The 4,565-nt window shown below is 45.3% G+C and carries 3 protein-coding genes; all 3 read right to left on the minus strand.

Annotated elements, in window-relative coordinates:
• The coding region (locus tag H6S82_RS19425; RefSeq protein WP_191056582.1) for a glutathione S-transferase family protein at positions 1 to 525 on the minus strand (525 nt) is incomplete at its 3' end.
• Between the two features lie 37 nt (positions 526 to 562).
• On the minus strand, positions 563 to 1,438 hold the full coding sequence (locus H6S82_RS19430; RefSeq protein WP_190464876.1) for a methyltransferase domain-containing protein: 876 nt from the start codon (positions 1,436 to 1,438) through the stop codon (positions 563 to 565).
• A 27-nt stretch (positions 1,439 to 1,465) separates the two neighbouring features.
• On the minus strand, positions 1,466 to 4,565 hold a 3,100-nt coding region (locus H6S82_RS19435), incomplete at its 5' end, for an AAA-like domain-containing protein (RefSeq protein ID WP_191056583.1).

The following is a 4,565-nucleotide window of genomic DNA, read 5'->3' on the forward strand; positions in this document are numbered from 1 at the left end:
AATAAAACGGGAAACAACGGGAGCAAACATGGCATCAGCGATCGTAAAATGACCGAAGAGAAAATCGCCGCCTGACTCGAACTTCTGCCGACAATCTTGCCAGATACTGACAATGCGTTGAATATCTTCTGCGACTCCCGGTTGTCTGCCTTTTCCAGGCAACCTGGCTCGACAGTTCATCGACATATGCTGGCGGAGATTGGCAAAACCTGCGTGCATTTCTTGAGAAACGGAACGAGCGATCGCTCTTGCTTGTCTATCGATTGGCCATAAATTGGCTTCTGGAAAACATTCGGCTAGATATTCGCAAATTGATAATGATTCCCACACACTCAGATCCTTGTGCAGCAAAGCTGGTACTTTTCCGTTTGGGGAATATCGCAAAATCTCTTGTTTAGCGGTCGGCGTATAAAGGGGAATGCGTATTTCCGTAAACTCAATGCCTAAGTGTTTGAGAACTAACCAAGGACGGAGCGACCAAGAAGAATAATTTTTGTTGCCAATTATTAAAGTAAACTCTGTCATTTTAACTTGACTTCAATTGTATTTATCGGAGTATAAATCAAGAGAGTATCGGTTTGATGAATTTGAGAGTCATGCGATCGCTCTCGCCAATACTCATATAGTACTGCTTGTCCTTTGTACCCAGGTTCAGGGTTGGTGGCAAAGACCAGACACCACCCGGATAGTCTTTGGTATCCTTGGGGTTAGCATTGACTTCTGACTTATCGGCAAACTGGAAACCGATCTTTTCCAGAGCGGCAATTACCGCATCCTCCGATATATAGCCGGTCAAGGCACTCTCTTCCCAACTCATACCAGGTTTGGCGCGATGTTCTACCACTCCCATAATGCCTCCTGGTTTGAGAGCCTTGTAAGCAGCCTGGAACACCTTTTCGGCAAAGCCGCCGCTGACCCAGTTGTGGATGTTGCGGAAAGTGAGAATCATATCGACGGAGTTGTCTGGGGCTAGGGTGATTTGCTGTGCGGGATTAACTACAACTACTTTGACGTTGCCGAAGATATCGGGATCTGCTGTCAGTTTATCTTGAAAAGCTTTACCTATAGAATTAAATTTCGGATCGAAGTTGGTGACGATCGGCTGACCTTTTCGGGCGAGAAATGGAGCGAGGATTTCAGTATACCAACCAGATCCCGGCCACAGTTCGACCACCGTCATATCCGGTGCAATTCCGAAAAATTCCAGAGTTTCGAGGGGGTGACGATCGCGATCGCGGAAGCGGTTGGCGTCAGAACGATGGCTGCTGGATAATATAGTTTGGAGGGGGATATCGATATCGACGACGGAGGCGTAAGCGTTCTCAGCAGTGAGAAACCAGGAAGCAGTTACGGTTGCAAACAACAGCCAAGTTAAGAGCAATACTTTGAGTAAGCCTTTTCGCCGCACTGTGGTAAGCCAATTGCGTTGAAATTTCATAGCCCCTTGGTTTCTAGACTTGAATTATTATCGATCGGTTTTGACAGGATTGCACAAAAAGCGATCGCTCTCCTCCAATTCCCGATTTGTCCGCAGGTAATCGCGCACGCGATCGCAAGCATAACTTAACAAATCCAAATTGAGAATTCGCTCTACATTCCACAGATTCAGGGTGTTATCCTCACTGACGGAAGCCACAAACTTTCCGTCAGGACTGTACGCCACTCCCCTAATTGCCGCAGTGTGACCCCTAAGCGTGGTTAGTTCCGTACCGTCGAGTTTCCACAACTTCACCGTGTTGTCTACACTGCCAGAAGCGATAATTTGACTATCGGGACTAAACGCCACTCCCCATACTGCTGCTGTGTGACCTGAAAGCGTTCTGAGTAATTTACCGTCAACTGTCCATAGCTTAACGGTTTTGTCTCCACTGCTAGAAGCGATGATATTACCTTGACGGTTAAAAGCAACTCTCCAAACTGCCGCAGTGTGACCTCGGAAAGTTCTCACCAAACTACCGTCAAGCTTCCACAACTTTACAGTACCATCTCCGCCTGCGGAGGCAACTAACTGACCGTCAGGACTAAATGCTACCTGCCAAACAGGAGCGTGATGTCCGGTCATGGTATGCAATAATGTACCGTCGCGCCGCCAAAGCTTAATCGTATTATCTAGACTTCCCGTAGCAATAATTTGAGCGTCTGGACTGAAAGCGACTGTAAAAACGGTAGCTTGATGACCTGTTAAAGTTGCGATCGCTTTCCCATTTCGCTGCCAAATATTTACCTTATTATCGTTTCTGGTAGCAGAAATTAAGTTGCCATTCGCACCGCTAGCAACACCAACACCATAAATTGCCGCGTTTTCTCCAGTGAAAGTCGCCAACAATTTGCCTTCCCGACTCCAAAGTTTAACTGTACCGTCTTCGCTACAAGTAGCGATCATCGAACTATCGCCACTGATATCGATTCCCCAAATTCCACCTTTATGGGCAGTAATCGTTGTCTGTAAGGGATTTTGACTTTCCCACAATCTGACGGTGTTTTCTGCACCCGCCGAAGCAATATAGCTGCCGTCGGGACTCCAAGCTACATCCCAAATCGACGCACTGTGACCTCTAAAGGTAGCCAGTTCTGTACCGTCAATATGCCAAATTTTGACAGTTTTATCCCGACTTGCAGAGACGATTTTTTCGCCGTCGGGACTGAACACCGCTGAAGATACGACAGCAGTATGACCTACAAGCGTCCTCCGCAAAGTACCGTCAAGCTGCCAAAGTTTTACAGTTTTATCTCCACTTGCCGAAACAATTGTTTTACCGTCGGGACTAAACGCCACTGAAGATACGACGGCAGTATGACCTACAAGCGTCCTCAGCAAAGTACCGTCAAGCTTCCAGAGTTTTATGGTTTTGTCTCCACTTGTGGATGCAATTATTTTGCCATCGGGACTAAATGCAACTGAAGTTAAGGCACCACCAGTACGAGCCGGGAAAGTTTTTAATAAAGTACCGTCTAACTTCCAGAGTTTCACAGTGTCATCCTGACTTGCAGAGGCAATTATTTGACCGTCTGGACTAAAAGCAAGTCCCCACACGGCAAGACTGTGACCCGGAAAACTTTTCAGCAAAGTGCCATCCAACTTCCAGATTTTTACGGTATCATCGTCACCTCCAGAAGCAATTAACTGACCGTCTGGGCTAAATTTGACTGTGCGAATGAGTGCTTGATGACCTTTGAGAGTGGCAATTTCCGTACCATCTCGCCGCCAAACTTTAATTGTTTTGTCTACGCTTGCCGAGGCAATTAGCTGGCTGTCAGGACTGATATTTACTGTCATCGCAGCCGCTTGATGCCCGGAAAAACGGTTGTATTCATCTCCTTGATAAACGGCTTGTCTGAGTGCATTTTCAACTGTGCGATCGATACTCGCATCCGCCAATCCTAATCTTTGTAATTTTCGTTTAGCTTTGATTGCTTCTATCAGTGCGTCTAATCTTTGATTTGAGGCAAACAATCCCTCAGAAGAGGATACTAGCGCTCGAATTTCACTAATTCTGGCTTGACGTTCACTTTCGGTTGCTCGGCGATACTGAAAATAAGTTATCACTCCTAATCCGCTGGCAATCAAAAATGCGAAGCTGACTCCAAACAGCAATATTTTTTGTCGTTTAGCAGCTTTTCTTTCTTGAATTAATCGTCTGTGTTCTTCTGCTAGTCTTGCTTCCACTTCTTTGGTTCTTTCTGCTTCTAGAACGAGTTGGACTTCTTGGCGATCGAGTTCTTGACTGGCAGCTAAAAATTGATAATCCAAGTCGCTCAAACTTTTTCCCTGCGCCCAAATTTGAGCATCTTTCAAAGCTTGCCCTCGCAATAATCGGGAAGTATCTGTTTCTTTTGATGCCAACCAAGCATCAAATAGTTGAGAGTATGGGCGCAGTTTACCTAATTGCTTTTCTACCCATTCGAGGTTGAATACTTCTTGGTAAATTCGATTTTTTACCTGCAAATATCCTTGTTGTTTGACGACTAATCCCGATAGCAATAGTTCGATTTGCTCTCGACTGTCGTCTGTCCGTACTGCGACAGCTTGTAATATTTGCTGGTAAATTCCGAGCAATCTGCCTGCACGTTGTTCGTTGCGAAGGATGCGATCGCGAATTGTTTTCAAATGTTCTGGCTCGTCTTGAGATTCCCATTTATCGATAACTTGCCCTCTTCCCACCGATTCAACAAAAAATCCTTCTGTTCCTGGTGATATTTTTAAATCGCCGCTGCGGGATTTTTTAGCAGTTCTTACTACCAAATCGCATATTTTTTGAGTTAGAAATGGTTGCCCTTCCGTCCAAGTTAAAATTTCTCTTAGAACTGCTGGGGGATTGGTTACTATATTTTCTAATCCTTTAGCTAGCGGCTGTGCTTCCTCCAAGTTAAACCCTTGCAGATCGATCGCTCGTCCGATATTAAAAGGAGTCCGATTTTTATCTGCGATTAAATCGCTGGGCGTAGCTACTCCAAAAATAGCAAAGGTAATGCGGTTATATTGCGGATTGATAGCACGTTGGTTATAACAATACCTGATTAAGGCAAAAAAGTCATCGACGGGAAAATCTAAACTTAAAATACTA

Source organism: Planktothrix sp. FACHB-1355 (genome assembly GCF_014748295.1).
GTDB classification, from domain to species: domain Bacteria; phylum Cyanobacteriota; class Cyanobacteriia; order Cyanobacteriales; family Aerosakkonemataceae; genus Aerosakkonema; species Aerosakkonema funiforme_A.

Coding starts and splice junctions, on each gene's coding strand:
- H6S82_RS19430 (WP_190464876.1), bottom strand. CDS start 1,438: ATGAAATTTCAACGCAATTGGCTTACCACAGTGCGGCGAAAAGGCTTA.